We start from the raw sequence: 15,404 nt of genomic DNA, 5'->3' as shown, positions 1-15,404 counted from the left end.
AATCGTGCGAGTTCTGCATGCCGTCACACTGCACACGCCGGACAATGCCTTCGGCGGGCCGACGCAGGTGGCGGTCAATCTGTCCAAGGGCCTCAGGTCCCGCGGCGTCGACGCCCGTATCGCCACGCTCGGCGACGGCTACGACGGGCCGCTGCCGCGCGACATCGAGGGCGTACCGGCCTGGCTGCACCAAGCACGCCATGTGCTGCCGCGCTTCGAGGTCAGCGGCATTACGTCACCGGCGCTGCTGGCCCGCGCCCGGCGGCTGGTCAAGGGCGCCGACGTGGTGCACGTGCACCTGATGCGCGACCTGATCACGCTGCCGTTCGCGCTGATCGCCCAGCAGGCCGGCGTGCCGGTGGTGCTGCAGACGCACGGCATGATCGATACGACGGAGAAGCAGGTCGCGCGGATCGTCGACATGCTCGGCCTCAAGCGGGCGCTCCGTAAAGCCGACGGCGTGCTCTATCTCACCGAGGTGGAGCGGGACGACATCCAGGCCGTCATCCCGGACACCCCGCTCCCGGGCGCGCACCGCCTCGTCAACGGCGTCCCGCCGCAGGACCGCCGCCCGCAGCGCACCGACGGGCCGCCGACGGTGGTCTTCATGGCGCGGGTGCAGGAGCGCAAGCGCCCGGAGGAGTTCATCCGCGCGATCCCGCTGGTGCGCAAGGAGCACCCGGACGCCCGCTTCATCCTGGCAGGACCCGACACCGGCGCCCTCGCCGGGCCGATGATGGAGCTCGCCCGCGAGCTCGGCGTCGGGGACGCGGTGAGCTATGTCGGGTCCGTGGCCCGGGACGAGGTCACCGACTTCCTCAGGACCGCGGACGTGTACGTCCTCCCGGCCACCTACGAGCCGTTCCCGGTCTCCGTGCTGGAGTCGATGTCGGTCGGCGTCCCGGTCGTCGTCACCCGCTTCTGCGGCCAGGCCCCGGACATCGCCGAGTACGGCGCGGGGGTGGTCACGGAAAGCGACCCCGACCGGTCCGTGGACAACACCGCGCTGGTCGCGGACGGCATCCTGCGGCTGCTGGAGCCGGCCGCCAACGAGCGGGCCTCGCAGGCGGCCTGGCAGCTGGTGCAGGACCGGTTCACGATCGACGCGGTGGTGCAGGACCTGATCGGGGTCTATGAGCGGGTGGCCGGTCAGCCGGCCTGAGGACCCTCCCGCGTCTTCAGCCCGATCTGCCACCGGTAGAAGGACATGGCGAGCGCGTAATCAAGACCCGCGCGCCCGTCCAGGAAGCCCCGTTTGAGCACGTAGGCGTACGCAAAGGACACCAGCGGCTTGAACGGGGCTTTGTGGAACAGCTGGCCCTGCCGGGTCTTGGCCACCCGGATCTCCTCCCGGACCTCCGGGTGGTGCTCCAGCCACGCCTCCCAGTCCGAGTACCGGTTGTGCCGGTCGAACCAGGTCCGTACCGGATCCAGATCCTCGTGCTCGATCGGCGCCGAGAGCCGCACCACCCGCCCGTCCGCGATCGGCTGGTAGTGCCCCTCCTGCTCGCCCATGCCGGGCGCGTCGAGGTCCCCGAGCTCGGGGAAACGGCAGCGCCCGCGGTGCATCAGCGCCCGCTTCACGATGGTGTAGCCGTTCTTGAGCCGCCGCCCGGCGAACCAGTACCCGAGCGGGATGTCGAAGGCCGCCACCGCGACCTCGCGGCCCGGCTGCCCGAAGATCCGGTGCAGTTCGGCGAGCAGCTCGGCGCTCGGCGTCTCGTCCCCGTCGAGGAAGAGCAGCCATGGGATGTCCGCACGGACATGGTCGAGGCACCACTGCTTCTTCTTCGGGTACTTGCCGTCCCATTCATACGGGACGACCTCGGCGCCTTCCGCGGCGGCCAGCTTCTGGGTGTCGTCGGTGCTGTCCGAGTCGACCACGACGACGGCTTCGACGTGGTCGATGACGGACCGCACCGTCGTCACGATGTTCGCGGCCTCGTTCTTGGTCGGGATCGCGACGACGATGGGCAGTTTGCTCATAGCAGTTCCTTGTACGTGGGGCAGAGCGTGCGGATCGCGTCCTCGGCATTGGCGATCTCGCCGGTACGGATGGCGCTCCGCGCCGCCTTCTCGTCCACCTTCGCGACCTCGCCGATCCGGTCGCAGGCGTCCTGCCCGGCCTGCAGGATCGCGGCTGGGTCCACGCCCTTGGGCACCTTGCCCACCAGGTACTGCTTCTCCTTCTTGGAGAACGACCCGGTGGCGGGCTTCAGCTTCGACTCGGGCGCCTTCTCGGTCGGTCCGCCGTCGGACGGCGAGGGCGCGGGCCCGGCCGGCCGGGCGGAGGACGGTGTGCCCGCCGCCCCGCCCTTGCCGTCGCCGGAGCCGCCCGCGCACCCCGTCATCAGCAGCGCCCCGAGCAGCGCGGCCGCGGCGATTCGCGTACGCATCAGGGCGTCCCGAAGGTGAGCGTGAGCTTCGGATCGTTCGAGGTCTCCCGCGACCAGAACCGCACCGCGTCCGAGCCCGCCGACGTCAGCGCCACGTCGTAGTCACCGCCGAGCGCACCCGACAGCGAAGACGTCGAAAGGTCCGCCGCATAGTCGGTGTTGAGCTCCGTGGGCCCGGCGACCGTCCCGAGCGTCCCGGACCCGAGCGCCGGCCGGTTCGCGTACGTCACCGCGGCCTCCTCCCAGCTCCCGGTCACCGGCTGCACGCTGATGTCGTCCGGCGTCCCTGCGGTGGCGTCCGAGGTCGTACGCACCGTGAGCTTCGCGCTCTTGAGCACCATGCCGCTCGGCGCCTGGGGCAGCGAGAACCGCAGATAGCTCAGATACGGGGAGCTGCCGCGGACGAACAGCTGCTGGTGGGTGCCGTAGTTGTCACCCGTGGCCGCGCCGTTCACGTACGCGTCCGCGGTCGCCGTCCGCTCGATCGTGGTCTCGGTCGGGGTGCCGGGCGTGGTGACCGAGACCGTCTCCGACCTGGCGGTATTGCCTTCCGGATCGCTCGCCGCGATCTGATACGTGTACGTGGTGCCGGGCTGCGTGCTGCCGTCCGTGAACGAGCCCTGCGGGCGCGTCCAGAACTTCGAGTCCAGCGTCGGCTTGTCCGCCAGCGCGGTGCCGTTCCGGTAGATCGTGTACGTCAGCCTGCTGTCGTCGCGGTCCCAGCCGGTCCGCCACTTCAGCTGCACGCCGCCGGTGACATTCGCCGCGGTCACCTCGTCCGGGGCCGCCGCCGGGGCGCGGGTGTCCGGGGTGTTGGCGAAGCGCACCAGGCCCTGCTGCAGCTTGTTGCCGTTCGACGCGATGCGCGTGAACTCGCCGCCGACCCACATGAAGTCCTTGCCGTCCTTCGACGACACCGCCATCGCCCGCGGCCCGATCTGCTCGGTGCCGGAGGGCCCGTCGTCGGTGTCCGGGAACCAGGACAGCAGCGGCCGGTCGGTGTTGATCGACTCGCCGAGCAGGTGCTGCCGCTCGTTGAGCTCGCTGAACTGCCCCTCGGAGGCGCAGTTGTGCGCGTGCGAGGAGGAGTACAGCACCTCCTTGTACGCGATCACGGCCTGGGTCGCGCCCAGGCAGGTGTCGCGCCAGCGCTCGGAGAAGTCGCCGAGGTTCATGGCGAGGCGGCCGTCGAAGACGCCGCCGCCGGTGCCCTCGTTGCCGGTGTAGATGCCGGTGGAGTCGACGTGCAGGTCCTTCACCGTCGAGGTCCTGCGCATCTCGCCGGGGCGGTTCCAGTTGTTGTCGACCGGCTTGTACGCCTTGACGGTGTCGCCGTTGTCGGCCCGTACGACGGCCAGGGACTGCGCGGGCGCGCCGTTGAGCTCGGAGAAGTCGCCGCCGAGGACGACGTGCTGCCCGTCCGGGGTCTCCTCGATCGCCCGGCCCGCGCGGTCCGTACCGGCATTGGCGGACCAGGACGACAGCGCGCCGGTGGAGGCGTCGACCGCGGCGAACTTATTGCGGGTCTGCCCGGCGACCGTGTTGAAGTCGCCCGCCAGATAGAGCCGCCCGCTCGCCACGCTCAGGCCATGCACCCGGGCGCTGACGGACCCGGCGTTGAAGCCGGTCTTCACCGAGCAGCTGGCGATGTCGATCGCGGCCACCCGGCTCCGGGAGACGCCGTTGACCGCCCCGAAGTCGCCGCCCGCGTAGAGCGTCGAGCCGTCGGGCGAGACTGCCAGGGCCCGTACGGTCGCGGTGCCTGAGCCGATGGTGAAGTTGAGCTTGCAGCCGGTCGGCTCGCCCGTCGCCGCGTCCAGGGCGACGAAGTTGAGCGCCTGCTGCTCGTTCGATCCGGCGGGCGACCCGGGCGGCCGTACCGCCGAGAAGGTGCCGCCGGCGAAGACCGTGCCATTCGATTCGGCGAGCGTCCACACCACGCCGTTGGTCTGCCAGGTCGGCAGGTCGTCGGCGGTCATCGCGACCGGCGGCGTCAGCGCGGTCGCGGCGCCGCTCCCGGCGAGCCCGGTGAGCGCGGCGGCCGTCATGGCGAACGCGGCCGCCAGGGCCGCCGGCCTCTTACGTCTGAACATGCGGGTGTGTCCCCCCTGGCTTGTCATCTGTCGATCCGCACGGTCGCCCCGGCCAGCTCCGCGTCGAGCGCGGAGATGTCGGCGTCGACCATGATCTGGGCCAGCTCCTGCCAGCCGACCAGCGGCTTGAACCCCAGCTGCTCCTCGGCCTTGGACGCGTCCCCGATGAGCGCGTCGACCTCGCTGGGCCGCTCGTACTTCGGGTCGAAGCGCACATGCTCCGCCCAGTCCAGGCCGGCGTGGTTGAACGCCTCCTGGAGGAAGTCGCGGACGGTGGCGGCGCGGCCGGTGGCCACGACGTAGTCGTCCGGTTCGTCGCACTGCAGCATCCGCCACATCGCCTCGACGTACTCGGGGGCGTAGCCCCAGTCGCGGACGGCGTCGAGGTTGCCGAGGTAGAGGCGGTCCTGCAGGCCCGCCTTGATCCGGGCCACCGCGCGGGTGATCTTCCGGGTCACGAAGGTCTCGCCGCGGCGCGGGGACTCGTGGTTGAAGAGGATCCCGTTGGCGGCGTACAGGCCGTACGCCTCGCGGTAGTTGACCGTCGCCCAGTACGCGAAGACCTTGGCGCAGCCGTACGGGCTGCGCGGGTGGAAGGGCGTCTTCTCGTTCTGCGGCGGCGGGGCGGCGCCGAACATCTCCGAGGACGAGGCCTGGTAGATGCGGGTGTCCACGCCGCTGGCCCGGATCGCCTCCAGCAGCCGGATCGAGCCGAGCCCGGTGACGTCGCCCGTATAGAGGGGTGCGTCGAAGGAGACGCGGACATGCGACTGGGCGCCGAGGTTGTAGACCTCGTCGGGCTGGATGTCGCGCAGCAGGTTCACCAGCGCGACCCCGTCGGCGAGGTCGGCGTGGTGCAGGATCAGGTGGCGGCCCGGCTCCTGCGGCTCCTCGTAGATGTGGTCTATGCGCTCGCTGTTGAACGAGGAGGAGCGGCGCACCAGGCCGTGCACGGTGTAGCCCTTTTCGAGCAGCAGCTCGGCGAGATACGACCCGTCCTGCCCCGTCACGCCGGTGATCAGCGCGGTTTTGCTCACGGAGATTTCTCCCTAAAAGAATGGTTATGAACTAGGTTTGCTGCCATGACGACCGATGCGACGGCCCCGACTGCCGAGAACGACCTACTGCCGCCCCCCGCCTCCGTCTTCGTCGCCGGCCACCGCGGCCTGGTCGGGTCCGCGGTGACCCGCCGGCTGACGGCGGATGGCTATGACGTGCTGACCCGCACGCGGGCGGAGCTGGACCTGCGGGACGCGGCGGCGACGGCGGCCTATCTGGCCGCCGCCCGCCCGGACGCGGTGGTGCTGGCCGCGGCGAAGGTCGGCGGGATCATGGCGAACAGCACCTATCCGGTGCAGTTCCTCGAGGACAATCTGCGCATCCAGCTCAGCGTCATCGCGGGCGCGCACGCCGCGGGCGTGCGGCGGCTGCTCTTCCTTGGCTCGTCCTGCATTTATCCCAAGCTCGCCGAGCAGCCGATCCGCGAGGAGTCGCTGCTGACGGGGGAGCTGGAGCCGACCAATGAGCCGTATGCGCTGGCCAAGATCGCCGGCATCGTGCAGGTGCAGTCGTACCGCCGCCAGTTCGGGGCGTCGTACGTCTCGGCGATGCCGACCAATCTCTACGGGCCCGGCGACAACTTCGACCTGGAGACCTCGCATGTGCTGCCGGCCCTGATCCGCCGCTTCCACGAGGCGAAGGAGGCCGGCGCGCCGGAGGTCACCCTGTGGGGCAGCGGCACTCCGCGCCGCGAGTTCCTGCACGTGGACGACCTGGCGTCGGCCTGCGAGGTGCTGCTCCGCCACTACGACGGGGACGGTCCTGTCAACGTCGGCTGCGGCGACGACCTGACGATCCGCGAGCTCGCGGAGACGGTGGCCGGCGTCGTCGGCTACGACGGCGAGCTCGCCTGGGACATGAGCAAGCCGGACGGCACCCCGCGCAAGCTGCTGGACGTATCGCGGATGACGGCCCTGGGCTGGAAGCCGCAGATCCCGCTGCGCGAGGGCATCGCGGCCGTATACGAGGAGTGGCGCACCAAGGGCTGACCGGTGGCGGGCGGGGCGGCGGGCGGCGGCGCTCAATATGCTCCCCGCCCGTCCACCACGGCCTTGACGGTCCTGGCCATGACGTCCACGTCGTACGTGAGCGACCAGTTCTCCACGTACTGCAGATCCAGCGCCACCGTCTCGTCCCACGACAGGTCGGAGCGCCCGCTGACCTGCCACAGCCCCGTCATCCCCGGCTTCACGGCGAGCCGCCGCGCCTCGACCTCGTCGTAACGCTCGGCCTCCTCGGGCAGCGGCGGCCGCGGGCCGACCAGGGACATCTCGCCGCGCAACACATTGATCAGCTGCGGGAGTTCGTCGAGCGAGGTGCGGCGCAGCAGCGAGCCGACCCGCGTCACCCGCGGGTCCTTGCGCATCTTGAACAGCGGGCCCTCGTGCTCGTTGACCGCCGCCAGCTCGGCCTTCCGGGCCTCCGCGTCGACGACCATGGTGCGGAACTTCCACATCGTGAACGGCTCGCCGTCCCGCCCGAGGCGCTGCTGCCGGTGGAAGACGGGGCCGGTCGACCCGGTCCGTATCGCCACCGCGAGGACCGCGAAGAGCGGTGCCAGCGCGGCCAGTCCGACCGCCGCGCCGATCCGGTCGAGCGCGGACTTCAGCGCGACCTGGGCGCCGCGCCGCAGCGGCGGCGCTATGTGCAAAACCGCGAGGCCTGCCGCCACGGACAGCCGCATCCGCCGCTGGGCCACCTCGGTCACGCCGGGCAGCACCGCCATCGGCAGCCCGGACTCGTGCACCGACCAGGCCAGGCTGCGCAGCCGGGCCCCGGACAGCAGCGGCCCGGGCACGACGAGCACCAGCTCGGCGGCGTGCTCGACGGCCGCGCCCAGCACGGCGTCGGCATCCCAGCGCGGCGCCCCGGGCGGGACGGCGCCGAGCCGCGCGGCCTCGGGCGCGCCGCTGCCGTTGGCGGCGTCGCCGACCGGCACCACGCCGACGACCACATAGGCGTGGTCGGTACGGGACGCCAGGTGCCCGACGACGGCGTCCGCCGCGCCCGGCTCCCCGACCACCAGCACCCGGCGCACGGCGTAGGCCGCCCGGCGGGACGCTTGGAGGTGCACGTGCACGGTCATCCGGTACGCGGCCGTCACCACCAGCGCCGGCAGCAGCGCCAGCAGCGCCACGATCGGGTCGGAGTGCTCGCCGGTGGCGGTCCTGGCGAGCGCCAGCAGCCCGAGCAGGATCAGCCAGTCCTGCACGGTGGCCAGCACCGAGCGCGACTCACCGATCAGCCGGGAGTCGAAGCGCCGCTGCCCGGCCTGCACCGCCAGCCACAGCGCGGTACCGGTCAACGCGCAGGCCACCGGCCGCGGTTGCCCGGTCAGCCAGAACAGCAGCAGCACCGGCACCGCGACCCCGGCCACCCCGACGGCCAGCGCCCCCGGGAAATACCACCGGGGCTTGTCGCCGACGCGCGTAGCGCGGGACACCCGTCTGCGTCTGCGCGGACTCGGATCTATGACTTCCGTATCGGCAGCTCCGATACGCCGCATGTTCCCCCCAGGTACATCGCGACAACGATCGGTGCAGCCTGCCTCCCCAGTCAGCGCTGCACCGTAATGCCGGGAACCATAAGCGAAGTCCCGTAATTTCGCTTGTGTTTGCACATAGGAGACCCCCCGTTGTTGTCTGGTTCACACCGGTTGGACTGAGAGCGTGCTCATGTCCAGGAGGTAGGACCCACGTGGGTTACGGAAGGATGTACGGAATGCCTGATTCCGCTAAATCGGCGGCAACTCGCCGGACCCGCGCTCGATGAGCTTCACCGGCAGCGTGGTCGTACGGGCCCCGGAGCGGTCCCCGTCGAGCCGCGCGAGTGCCACCTCCGCCGCCGCCCGGCCGATCGCGGCCGGGTCCTGGGCGACCACGGTCAGCCCCGGCCGGAGCGCGCCGGCCAGCGGCAGATCGTCGAAGCCGACGACCGCGAGGTCCCGGCGGCCGGCCTCGGACAGGGCGGAGACGGCGCCCTGGGAGGCGAAGTTGTTCGCGGTGAAGAGCGCGGTCGGCGGGTCCGGCAGGGCCAGCAGCCGGCGCACCGCGGTGTCCGCCGCCATCGGGTCGTGGGCGTCCACGACCAGCGCCCGGTCGTACGGCAGCCCGGCCGCCGCCAGCGCCTCGCGGTAGCCGCGCAGCCGCTGCTTGCGGGTGTAGAGGCCGGCCGGGCGGTCGCCGATGAAGGCGATCCGGCGGTGGCCGTGGGCGATGAGATGCCCGGTGCCGAGCTGCGCGCCCTCGGCGTTGGCGCTGACCACGCAGTCCGCGGCAAGACCCGAGGCCGGCCGGTCGAGGAAGATCAGCGGCAGCCCGTCGGCCCGCTCCCGGCGCAGATAGCGGTGGTCGCCGCCGCTGGCCGGGACCACCATGAGCCCGGAGACCCGGCGGGCGAGGAAGGTGGAGACGAGCGCGTGCTCCTGCGCCACGGTCTCGTCCGAGGAGCCGAGCAGCAGGGTGAGGCCGCGCTCGCGCACCGCCTCCTCGATGCCGCCGGCGACCGTCCCGAAGAACGGGTTGCCGATCTCCGGGACGATCAGACCGATCGTCGAGTCGCGGTTGCCGACCCGCATGTTGCGGGCCATCAGATTCGGCTGGAAGCCGAGCTCGGCGACCGCCTTCAGCACCTTCTCGCGGGTCGCGGCCGAGGACGGCCCGTCCTCGTTGAGCACGCGCGAGACGGTCTTGGCGCTCACGCCGACCCGCGCGGCCACGTCGGCGAGCGTGGGGCGGCGGCGGGCGTCGTGGGCCATGGTGGTCATTCTGGCACCGGATCGGCCTCCCGTGCCCCCGTCATGATCGACACCACATCGGACATCCCGTAGTCCCGCGGGCTGATCTGCGCCACCCGGCGCCCCAGCCGCTGCACATGGATACGGTCCGCGATCTCGAAGACATGCGGCATGTTGTGGCTGATCAGCACCACCGGCAGCCCGCGGTCGCGGACCCGGCGGATCAGGTCGAGCACCTGCCCGGACTCCTTCACCCCCAGCGCCGCCGTCGGCTCGTCCATCACCACGACATGCCGCGCCCAGGCCACCGCGCGCGCCACCGCGACGCCCTGCCGCTGCCCGCCGGACAGCGTCTCCACGGACTGGGTGAGCGACCGCAGCCCGATCTTCAAGTCCGCCATGTGCGCCGCGGACTCCTCCCGCATCCGCTTCTTGTCGAGCATCCGGAATACGGACCCGAGCGGCCCGCGCCGCCGTACCTCGCGGCCGAGGAACATATTGCTGGCGATGTCGAGCGAGGCGGCGACGGCGAGATCCTGGTAGACGGTCTCGATGCCGTGCCGGCGGGCGTCCAGCGGCCCGTGGAAGCGGACCGGATTGCCGTCGAGGTGGAGGGTCCCCTCATCCGGCTGCAGGGCGCCGGTGAGCGCCTTGATCAGGCTGGACTTGCCGGCGCCGTTGTCCCCGATGACGGCGAGCACCTCGCCCGCGTAGAGGTCGAAGTCGGCGCCGTCGAGGGCGGTGACGTGCCCGTAGCGCTTGACCAGGCCGCGGGCCTGGAGGACCGGGGTGCTGGTGGAGGTGGTCATCAGCGCGTCCTCCGGCGGGAGATCTGGTCGACGGTGACGGCGATGATCACGAGCCCGCCGGTGATCAGCGTCTGGTAGATGGAGCCGACGCCCATCAGCTGCAGTCCGTTGCGGAAGACGCCGACGATGAGCGCCCCGAGCAGGGTGCCGAGGACGAGGCCGCGGCCGCCGAAGAGGCTGGTGCCGCCGAGAACGACCGCGGTGATCGAGTCGAGGTTGTCGGTCTGCCCGGCCTTCGGGTCGCCGACGCCGGTGCGGGAGACGAGCAGCAGGGCGGCGATGCCGTAGATGAAGCCGGCGACGGTGAAGACGGCCAGCCTCAGGCGGGTGGTGCGGATGCCGGTGAGGCGGGCGACCTCCGGGCTGTTGCCCAGCGCGTAGACATGCTTGCCCCAGGCGGTCTGCCCGAGGACGTACGCGAAGAAGAGGAAGAGCGCGATGGTGAGGACGGACCCGTACGAGATATCGGTGCGGCCCATCGGGAAGGTCTCGCCGAGCCAGGTCAGCGCGCCCGGGAGGTCGGTGACGGTCTGCTCGTCGGAGTAGATGTGGGTGAGCGCGAAGGCGATGTTGAGCATGCCGAGCGTCACGATGAAGGGCGGCAGCCGGACGAAGGTCACCAGCGCGCCGTTCGCCGCGCCGAAGAGCGTGCAGACGCCGATGCCGGCGGCGATGGCGACGAGCGGGGGCAGCGTCCCGTCGGCGGCGAGCTTGGCCATGACGATGCCGCCGAAGGCCATGATCGCGCCGCAGGACAGGTCGATGCCGGCGGTCAGGATGATGAGGGTCTGGCCGAGTGCGAGGGTGCCGACGACCATGACCTGCTGGATGACGAGGGCGAGATTGCCGCCGGAGAGGAAGCGGTCGGACTGGAGGGTGAAGAAGAGCCCGGCGACCAGCAGCGCGACGGCGGGCCCGGCGGTGGGGGTGGCGGCGAAGCGGCGCAATGCGGCGGTGGCGCCGGTGGGTTCGGCGGTATGGGCATTACGGGCTGGGGGTGAGGCATTGGGCGGTGCTGCGGTCGTGCTCATGTACTGGTTTCTCCTTGGATACGTGCGGTGGTCATCGGTGCGCTGCGGGCTCAGCCCCAGCAGTTGTCCAGCCCGTACTTGGAGTCCTTCGCAGCGCCGGAGCCGGCTGCCGGGTGGTCGGTCACGAGAGTGACCCCCGTGTCGTGGTAGCCGCTGACCTTCTTGTCGTCCTCGGCGTGCTCGACCACGGCCTTCACGCCGTCGGCGGCCATCTTCAGCGGGTACTGCTGCGAAGTCGCCGCGATCTTCCCGGCCTTGACGCTCTTGACCCCCGTGCAGCCGCCGTCGACCGAGACGATGAGGGTGTCCTTGGCCCGGCCCTTCGCCTTCAGGGCGGTGTACGCGCCCAGCGCCGCGGGCTCGTTGATGGTGTAGACGACGTTGATGTCCGGGGCCTTCTGCAGGCAGTTCTCCATCGCCGCCTGGCCCTTGGACTGGTCGCCCTGGGTGTCCTGGGAGCAGACGATGGACTTGTCGCCCGCCTTGATCCCGTAACCCTTCAGGAAGCCGTCGTGCCGCAGCTTCCCGACCGCGACGCCCGGCGCGAGGTCGAGGGTGGCGATCCGCGCCTGCTTGCCCTTCATCCGGGCCTTCGCGTACGCGCCGATCAGCTCGCCCGCCTTGAAGTTGTCGGTGGCGAAGAGCGCGTCGGTGCCGTCGCGCGGCTCGGTGGGGCTGTCCAGGGCGATGACCAGGACGCCCTTGGCGCGGGCGGCCTTGATGGCGGGGACGATGGCCTTGGAGTCGTTGGGCGTGATGAGGATGCCGTCGACGCCCGCCGCGACCATGTTCTCGATGGCGGTGACCTGGCCCTCGTTGTCGCCGTCGAACTTGCCCGCGGCGGTGGAGAGTTCGGCGCCGTTGGCCTTCGCGGCCTGCTTGGCGCCCTGCGCCATCTTCACGAAGAACGGGTTGGTGTCGGTCTTGGTGATCAGGCCGACCTTGACCTCGCCGTCGCCGCCGGAGCCCTGGGCACCCTCGCCGCAGGCGGCGAGTCCGGCGACGAGGAGGGCGGCGGCGGCCGCGGTGGCGGCTGATCTGCTGAGGGTGGTGCGGGTGCGGAAGATGCTCATGTCTGACGGCTCCCGTACGGGCAGAGGTGGTGTCATCGTTGACATATGTCAACGTTGACAGCGATTGACGGAGATGATGGACTCCGCCGCGGGCAACGTCAATGCCCCCCACTCGTAACGAGTCGGCAACGGAAGGTCATCCAGATGAGTCGCTGGAAAGCACCTGCACTGCACCGAAGAACCCCCGCCCTGCTGGCGACCGCCGCGGCCCTCGCCGCCCTGCTCGCCCCGGCCGCCGAGGCGAAGCCCCGGGCCACCGGACCGCAGAACCCGGACTTCGAGACCGGCGACCTGACCGGCTGGACCGTCCAGTCCGGCACGGCCTTCTCGGACGCCTCGGCCAGCGCCGAAAAGGAGTACTGGGGCGGCCCGTTCAACCAGCACGGCGCCCGCCACCTGTGGGGTTTCGCAGCCGCCGGCGACGACGCCACCGGCAGGCTCGCGTCCTCGCCCTTCACCGCCGGCCGCGCCATCGGCTTCCTCGTCGCCGGCGGCTGGGACCCCGAGAAGCTTTACGTCGCCCTGGTCCGCGACCGCGACGGCAAGGTGCTGGCCCGCCAGACAGGCCTGGACGACGAGGCGTATGTCCGCATCCTCTGGGACACCTCCTCATGGGCGGGCGAGCAGGTCCACCTCGAGGTGGTGGACGACAAGAAGGGCGGCTGGGGGCACATCAGTCTCGACGACGTCCGTACGGAAAACCCGGCCAAGGACGACAACGGCCTCACCTTCCGCGCCCTCGGTCAGGCCCGCCAGCCCGCCGCGCACGACTACGCGGCCGACCCGCTCCGCCCGCAGTTCCACTACACGCCGTACCAGGGCTGGATCAACGACCCCAACGGGCTGGTGCAGTTCGGCGGCCGGCACCACCTGTTCAGCCAGTTCTATCCCGACGCCCCCAAGTGGGGCCCGATGCACTGGGCGCACGCCGACAGCCCGGACGCCGTCCACTGGCGCGAGCTGCCCGTGGCGCTGAAGCCGCCGCCTCCGGCCACCCCGGCCGACGCCTCCGGCATCTTCAGCGGCAGCGCGGTCGACGACGACGGCATGCTCACGGTCGCGTACACCCGCTTCACCGACACCGCGGCGCATCCGGGGGCCACCCCGGAGACGGTGGAGATCGCCACCAGCAAGGACGGCGTCAACTTCGCCCCGTACGACGGGAATCCGGTGATCGCCGAGCCGCCGCCCGGTTCGGCCGCGGGCTTCCGAGACCCGTATCTCTTCCGCGACCCCACCGACGACCGCTGGAAGCTGGCCGTCGGATCCGGCGACGGCGGCAAGGGAAAGATCCATCTCTACGCCTCCGACGACCTGAAGGACTGGTCGTACAGCGGAGTACTGGCCGGCGGCGACGGCACGGACGGTGCGATGTGGGAGTGCCCGGCCCTGTTCCGGCTGGGCGGCAAGTGGGTGTTGCTGACGTCCGTCAATGAGGGCGGAAAGTCGGTGCAGCAGTACGCGGTCGGCACGTACGACGGGCAGAAGTTCACCGCCGAGAAGCGCGGCGTGCTCGACGGCGGCGGCGACACGTATGCCGGGCAGGTCTACGCCGACGACCGCGGCCGGCAGCTGATGACGGCCTGGATGAGCGACTGGAGCGCCAAGGAGCCGACCCGCGTGAACGGCTGGGCCGGCGCGCAGACCGTGACCCGCGAACTGTTCCTGCGGCGGGACGGCGGCCTCGGCGCCCGCCCGGTCGCCGAGGTGGCGAAGCTGGCGAAGGGCGACCCGGTGCGGGTCGGGGCGAAGACCGTGACCGGCGACTGGCGGATCGGCCGCGGCGACACGGCCCGGCTGCAGGCCGGCATCGACCTGAAGCGGACCGGCGCCGACGTCGTCAAGGTCCGGCTGCACGCATCCCCGGCCGAGGCCACCGAGCTGCGTTACGAGAAGTCCTCCGGCACCCTCACCCTCGACACCACCCGCTCCGGCTACGGCACCCGGGATACGTACACCACCCACGCCGAGCCGGACGCGGACGGAGTGCTGCGCCTCGACATCCTCGTCGACCGCTCGTCGGTGGAGGTCTTCACCGGCGACGGCGCCACGCTCACGGCCCGCGTGTACCCCCGCTACGCCGAATCCACCGGCGTCGAATTCGCCGCTACGGGCGGCAGCCTGCGGCTCACCGGCGCGAAGCTGACGCCGCTGGGCTCGAGCTGGTCGTAACCACTGCCCGACACCTCCCCGAAAGGCCCAGACATGACTACCGCGACCGCCGCCCGCCCGCTCGTCGTCCTCGGCGAATGCGTGGCCGACGCCTTCGCTGTGCCCGTATCGCCCGCGCCGGGCGGCGGGGGCGGGAGCGGTCTGAGTCTGGAGGTCATGGCGGGCGGCGGGCCCGCGAACACCGCGGCGGCGCTGGCCGGTCTCGGCAGTTCGACCCGCTTCCTCGGCCGCCTGTCGGGGGACGTCTTCGGCCGTCTCTTCCGCGGGCGGCTGGCCGCCTCCGGCGTCGACCTCTCCGGCTGCCCGGAGGCGGCGGAGCCGAGCACCCTCGCGGTGGCCGACCTCGATGCCGAGGGCCGGGCGGTGTACAGCTTCCACGCCGAGGGGGCCGCGGACTGGCAGTGGACGACGGGGGAGCTGCGGGGCGGCCTGCCGGCGCGGCTGTCCTGCCTGCACACCGGCTCGCTCGCGCTGGTCCTGCAGCCGGGCGCCCGGCTGGTGGAGCAACTGCTGTACGACGTGCGCGAGCGCGCCACGGTGAGCGTCGACCCGAACGTCCGCCCCCTGCTGGTCGATCCGCGGCGCTACCGCGAGCGGCTGCCGGCGTGGTGCGACGCGGCGGACATCCTGCGGGTCAGCGACGACGACCTGGCGCACCTGGCGCCGGGAAGGACCCCGGCCGAGGCCGCGGACGAGTGGCACGCGCTCGGGGCCCGGCTGGTGGTGATCACGCAGGGTCCCGACGGCGCCTTCGCCTCGCTGGACGGCGTACGGCTGCGGGTGCCGGCGCCCCGTACGACGGTGGTGGACACGGTCGGCGCCGGCGACGCCTTCACGGCGGGCATGCTGCACGCCCTGCACACCGAAGGAGCCCTCGGCGGGCGGCTGGACACGCTCACCCCCGGGACGCTGGAGGCGGCGCTGGAGGCGGGCACCCGGCTGGCGGCGGCCACGTGCGGGGTGCGCGGAGCGACGCCGCCGCGGTGAGGTACGGCGCGGCGCGCGAACTGCCCCTGCGCTCGCGAGCGCAGGGGC

General features: G+C 71.6%; 13 protein-coding genes. 4 read left to right on the top strand and 9 right to left on the bottom strand.

From position 1 onward, the window contains the following. Positions 1 to 4: 4 nt before the first annotated feature. Positions 5 to 1,162 (top strand): glycosyltransferase, encoded by a 1,158-nt coding sequence (locus G5C51_RS04855; protein ID WP_165232197.1) that lies wholly within the window; start codon positions 5 to 7, stop codon positions 1,160 to 1,162. Here the strand turns inward: G5C51_RS04855 and G5C51_RS04850 are convergent. Genes G5C51_RS04850 through gmd form a run of 4 tightly spaced genes read right to left on the bottom strand, consistent with a single transcriptional unit; the run spans position 1,150 to position 5,526 of the window. Further along, on the bottom strand, positions 1,150 to 1,986 hold the full coding sequence (locus tag G5C51_RS04850) for a glycosyltransferase family 2 protein (protein WP_165232194.1): 837 nt from the start codon (positions 1,984 to 1,986) through the stop codon (positions 1,150 to 1,152). The genes G5C51_RS04855 and G5C51_RS04850 overlap by 13 nt on opposite strands. After that, positions 1,983 to 2,396 carry a hypothetical protein gene (locus G5C51_RS04845; RefSeq protein ID WP_165232191.1) on the bottom strand — a complete coding sequence of 138 codons (414 nt, stop codon included), beginning with the start codon at positions 2,394 to 2,396 and terminating at the stop codon, positions 1,983 to 1,985. The genes G5C51_RS04850 and G5C51_RS04845 overlap by 4 nt, the downstream gene beginning before the upstream one ends. Next, a complete protein-coding gene (locus tag G5C51_RS04840) occupies positions 2,396 to 4,489 on the bottom strand; it encodes a DNRLRE domain-containing protein (protein ID WP_165232188.1) in 2,094 nt (697 codons plus the stop codon). The genes G5C51_RS04845 and G5C51_RS04840 overlap by 1 nt, the downstream gene beginning before the upstream one ends. A 23-nt stretch (positions 4,490 to 4,512) precedes the next feature. Beyond that, positions 4,513 to 5,526: a GDP-mannose 4,6-dehydratase gene (gmd, locus tag G5C51_RS04835; RefSeq protein ID WP_165232185.1), complete on the bottom strand. Its 1,014-nt coding sequence runs from the start codon at positions 5,524 to 5,526 to the stop codon at positions 4,513 to 4,515. 45 nt (positions 5,527 to 5,571) lie between these two features. Between gmd and G5C51_RS04830 the strand changes: the two genes are divergently transcribed. Next, entirely contained in the window at positions 5,572 to 6,537 is a 966-nt protein-coding gene (locus G5C51_RS04830) for a GDP-L-fucose synthase family protein (protein WP_165232182.1), read from the top strand. 32 nt (positions 6,538 to 6,569) lie between these two features. Here G5C51_RS04830 and G5C51_RS04825 read toward each other — a convergent pair whose 3' ends face one another. The 5 genes from G5C51_RS04825 to G5C51_RS04805 all read right to left on the bottom strand — a co-directional run bounded on the left by G5C51_RS04825 (position 6,570) and on the right by G5C51_RS04805 (position 12,197). Then, positions 6,570 to 8,054, bottom strand: a complete 1,485-nt coding sequence (locus tag G5C51_RS04825) for a sugar transferase (RefSeq protein ID WP_165232179.1) — start codon at positions 8,052 to 8,054, stop codon at positions 6,570 to 6,572. 228 nt (positions 8,055 to 8,282) lie between these two features. Further along, positions 8,283 to 9,314 (bottom strand): LacI family DNA-binding transcriptional regulator, encoded by a 1,032-nt coding sequence (locus G5C51_RS04820; protein WP_420824783.1) that lies wholly within the window; start codon positions 9,312 to 9,314, stop codon positions 8,283 to 8,285. Further along, a complete protein-coding gene (locus tag G5C51_RS04815) occupies positions 9,311 to 10,093 on the bottom strand; it encodes an ATP-binding cassette domain-containing protein (protein ID WP_165232177.1) in 783 nt (260 codons plus the stop codon). Before G5C51_RS04815 ends, G5C51_RS04820 begins: the two co-directional genes overlap by 4 nt. Then, complete coding sequence (locus tag G5C51_RS04810) at positions 10,093 to 11,124, bottom strand: ABC transporter permease (RefSeq protein ID WP_165232173.1); 1,032 nt, start codon at positions 11,122 to 11,124, stop codon at positions 10,093 to 10,095. The genes G5C51_RS04815 and G5C51_RS04810 overlap by 1 nt, the downstream gene beginning before the upstream one ends. Positions 11,125 to 11,174: 50 nt before the next feature. Continuing rightward, positions 11,175 to 12,197 carry a sugar ABC transporter substrate-binding protein gene (locus G5C51_RS04805; protein WP_165232171.1) on the bottom strand — a complete coding sequence of 341 codons (1,023 nt, stop codon included), beginning with the start codon at positions 12,195 to 12,197 and terminating at the stop codon, positions 11,175 to 11,177. 144 nt (positions 12,198 to 12,341) lie between these two features. Here G5C51_RS04805 and G5C51_RS04800 point away from each other — a divergent pair, with 144 nt between their 5' ends. Further along, positions 12,342 to 14,369, top strand: coding sequence for a glycoside hydrolase family 32 protein (locus G5C51_RS04800; RefSeq protein ID WP_165232168.1), 2,028 nt, complete (start codon positions 12,342 to 12,344; stop codon positions 14,367 to 14,369). Positions 14,370 to 14,402: 33 nt separating this feature from the next. Beyond that, positions 14,403 to 15,356 (top strand): carbohydrate kinase family protein, encoded by a 954-nt coding sequence (locus G5C51_RS04795; protein ID WP_165232164.1) that lies wholly within the window; start codon positions 14,403 to 14,405, stop codon positions 15,354 to 15,356. Positions 15,357 to 15,404 lie beyond the last annotated feature (48 nt).

This window comes from Streptomyces coryli (assembly GCF_011044975.1).
Lineage (GTDB): Bacteria > Actinomycetota > Actinomycetes > Streptomycetales > Streptomycetaceae > Streptomyces > Streptomyces coryli.
Note: the sequence above shows the minus strand (reverse complement) of the source record. Positions and strands in the feature narration are given on the sequence as shown.

What these genes read in the sequence shown, in the direction of transcription:
- G5C51_RS04805 (WP_165232171.1), bottom strand. Translation starts at nt 12,197, where the DNA reads ATGAGCATCTTCCGCACCCGCACCACCCTCAGCAGATCAGCCGCCACC.
- G5C51_RS04825 (WP_165232179.1), bottom strand. Translation starts at nt 8,054, where the DNA reads ATGCGGCGTATCGGAGCTGCCGATACGGAAGTCATAGATCCGAGTCCG.
- G5C51_RS04830 (WP_165232182.1), top strand. Translation starts at nt 5,572, where the DNA reads ATGACGACCGATGCGACGGCCCCGACTGCCGAGAACGACCTACTGCCG.
- G5C51_RS04845 (WP_165232191.1), bottom strand. Translation starts at nt 2,396, where the DNA reads ATGCGTACGCGAATCGCCGCGGCCGCGCTGCTCGGGGCGCTGCTGATG.
- G5C51_RS04840 (WP_165232188.1), bottom strand. Translation starts at nt 4,489, where the DNA reads ATGTTCAGACGTAAGAGGCCGGCGGCCCTGGCGGCCGCGTTCGCCATG.
- G5C51_RS04795 (WP_165232164.1), top strand. Translation starts at nt 14,403, where the DNA reads ATGACTACCGCGACCGCCGCCCGCCCGCTCGTCGTCCTCGGCGAATGC.
- G5C51_RS04820 (WP_420824783.1), bottom strand. Translation starts at nt 9,314, where the DNA reads ATGACCACCATGGCCCACGACGCCCGCCGCCGCCCCACGCTCGCCGAC.
- G5C51_RS04850 (WP_165232194.1), bottom strand. Translation starts at nt 1,986, where the DNA reads ATGAGCAAACTGCCCATCGTCGTCGCGATCCCGACCAAGAACGAGGCC.
- G5C51_RS04800 (WP_165232168.1), top strand. Translation starts at nt 12,342, where the DNA reads ATGAGTCGCTGGAAAGCACCTGCACTGCACCGAAGAACCCCCGCCCTG.
- G5C51_RS04810 (WP_165232173.1), bottom strand. Translation starts at nt 11,124, where the DNA reads ATGAGCACGACCGCAGCACCGCCCAATGCCTCACCCCCAGCCCGTAAT.
- G5C51_RS04815 (WP_165232177.1), bottom strand. Translation starts at nt 10,093, where the DNA reads ATGACCACCTCCACCAGCACCCCGGTCCTCCAGGCCCGCGGCCTGGTC.